This window comes from Bartonella sp. AD328YNZD, assembly GCF_042196425.1.
Genome location: NZ_JBHIQG010000313.1, coordinates 1 through 2,706, shown reverse-complemented (window position 1 = coordinate 2,706; position 2,706 = coordinate 1). Strand labels below are relative to the sequence as shown.

Genomic DNA, 2,706 nt, shown 5'->3' with positions numbered 1-2,706 from the left:
TTCCTTGTATTGAGCGTAATGCAATGGGGGCTGTTAAGGCGGTAACGGCTTCTTCTCTTGCATTACATGGTAATGGAAATCATTTTGTTTCTCTTGACGCTTGTATAGAAACAATGCGCCAGACTGGTCATGATATGAGTGAACGCTATAAAGAAACAAGTAAAGGTGGCCTCGCAGTCAATGCAATATCTTGTTAAGAGCTGGACACTCTTCAATCCATAACTGAACTATTGTGAGAGGGATGGCCTTTTTTTCCTGATAAAGCTTATATTTTTTATTACTGATAAATCAACATTCAAATTTAAATTCAGCAGCATGCTTGAGATAAATTTGAGATGGGTTCAGTGCTTTTTAATGAGTCGTGGCTTTTTGCGTGCAAGATTGGAGGGAGAGTATTGCTTCTATCTGTTTAATTTGTCTCTGAAAGGGAAAAGCAGTCTAATTTGGAAAAATAAAAAAGCGTCAAGTAAAATTAGTGGTCAACCTGCCATTACTTTTTTTCTAGGTTTTATGGCCTTTAAAAGTTTTCATAGAAATATCTTTTAAGTAAGAGAAGATTATGCCTTGGTATCTAAGGTAAATTTGTTTTAAACCTGAACTATTATGATGAGATGCAAGAGAGCTTTAAAGATTTTAGTTTTTTAGAAATGAAGATCTTTTGGGCATCTGGTATGGTGAAAAAATATCTTGAAAAGAAACCTCTCTCAATCTGAAATCTATTTCACAACGGTACATATAAATAGTATAATGTAAAGTTTCTATGAATGGTATAAAGTCTATAGAGCATAAGCATCTTTATTTATAAAGGGAGCAAAACGAGCACTATCATTCTTTTTTCAGCTCTCAATGTTATAACGAAAACTCTTGGGACTTAAGACTCTTTATAAAAGGCGTTTTTACGTTTTTTCATCGATAGTATTTGTATTTTAAAATTGCTTTGCGTGTTGGAGTTTAAAAAGCTTAGGAAATTTGTACAGCGTTTATGTTATAGGGTGCATTGAAGCGTTATGAAGGATAATTTTTGATATTAAATCAAAAAGTGAAGAAATATCTGGTATTTTTGTGCTCTAAAAAATGGTTTGATTGGAAGCTTGAAGGTGTCTCTAGGGATAGTTGGAAAAGCCGTTAGAACAATTCCTCCGACTTGAGAAAAAAGCACGACTATCAAAGGATTTTTAAAATTCTAGATAATAATACAATAATTTTTTGAGAGATACCCTGTAGAGTTAAATATTTGTTGCTCCTAGACAGATTTTAATAGGCACATTACCAGTTTGACTTGCAACGCGTAAATGAATGCGTACAGGAGGCATTGTGAGACGACGATTACGCATTATTTGACAAATAAGAAGATTAACAAGAGATTGTGTATCTAATGCAGTTGAATTATATTTTAAACCAGTAAGTCTTGCAGCAGCATCGTGAAGAGAACGCAATGAAAGGAAGGATGATTGCTTCAATAAGATTTCATTTTCATGGAATGCAGCAAAAGCATTATCTGTCATAATACTATCCTAACGCAGAATTCAAAAACTTTTAGTAGACTACAGTATAGCAGTTAAAATTTGCTTTCTTTAATGTAGAACAAGCATCAAAAGCAGATTTTTTTGATTGAAACCCCGTAAATCGTGCTCGGTAATAACGCTGCCCATTTTTTTCAAACAGTTGCATGTGTGAAGATGCATCCTTTAAAGCAGAAAAAGCTGTATTTTTTGCTTTTAAAAGCAGAATTTTTGCTTGTTCTTGATTGGGCAGGGAACCAATTTGGATAGCCCATCCGGCGTTTGTGGATAAAGAGGCCGTTACAATTTTATGTGCCTCAACCGGTATGGCTTTTTGAGGGTTAGGTATTGGTATAATTACTTTATTTACAGCAGTTATTGCGATATTCGAATTTTTAGGTTGTTCTGCAAATGCTGTTAACATAGTCGAAACTTCATCATCAAAATTACTTGGAACAGCTTTAATGGTCGGTATAGGGGTATTTGCGCCAGTGGGTAAGTGATAGTGTACAGAGGTCAAACGTTCACCACTTTTCATTTGGCTTGCTTTTGGCAAATATTGATTTAATAAGCTAGCCATATGCTCATCACGTGCAATAGATGATTTACCTCCCATAACAACAGCAACGATAGAACGCCCCTCAAGACGCATCGAAGTTGCTAAATTAGAACCTGACATTTGTGTGTATCCTGTTTTAATTCCATCGACACCTTTCATTCTTTTTACGAGTTTATTGTGGCTGTTAATCGTATGCCCACGGAAATTAAAACTTTTTATTCTAAACAATTTATATTGTTTTGGAAAATTTTTCCTTAAAGCTAATGACAAAGTAGCTATATCTCGTGCGGTAGAATAATTGTGCACGTCTGGAAGCCCTGAAGCATTTGCGAAATGTGTATGTTTCATACCAAGTTTACGAGCTTTTGCTGTCATCATTTGAGCGAATTTTTTCTCACTACCCCCAAGATACTCTGCAATGGCAGTAGCAACATCATTTGCCGATCTTGTAATGAGTGCTTTAGCTGCTGCTTCTGCAGAAATTGTTTGACCTGCTTTAAATCCAATTTTTGTCGGTGGACGCATTGCAGCATAATGTGAAACAGGAATTGGTGTATTTGGTGTTACCCGACGCATCTGCATAGCTTCAAAGAGGAGGTACAATGTCATCATTTTTGTTAAAGAAGCAGGGTAACGCTTCAATGT

General features: G+C 35.5%; 3 protein-coding genes. 1 reads left to right on the top strand and 2 read right to left on the bottom strand.

Annotated features, from left to right (window positions below; all coding sequences use genetic code 11):
- Positions 1-197: L-serine ammonia-lyase, iron-sulfur-dependent, subunit alpha (locus ACFIO3_RS11130; RefSeq protein WP_375704466.1), on the top strand; the 197-nt coding region annotated here is incomplete at its 5' end.
- 1,029 nt (positions 198-1,226) lie between these two features.
- On the opposite strand, the gene ACFIO3_RS11125 is transcribed toward ACFIO3_RS11130, so the two are convergent.
- Complete coding sequence (locus ACFIO3_RS11125) at positions 1,227-1,505, bottom strand: hypothetical protein (protein WP_375608526.1); 279 nt, start codon at positions 1,503-1,505, stop codon at positions 1,227-1,229.
- Between the two features lie 31 nt (positions 1,506-1,536).
- The coding region (locus ACFIO3_RS11120; RefSeq protein WP_375704465.1) for an SPOR domain-containing protein at positions 1,537-2,706 on the bottom strand (1,170 nt) is incomplete at its 5' end.

Bases quoted from the DNA above. Each gene is read 5' to 3' on its own strand.
- ACFIO3_RS11125 (WP_375608526.1), bottom strand. From the start codon at position 1,505: ATGACAGATAATGCTTTTGCTGCATTCCATGAAAATGAAATCTTATTG.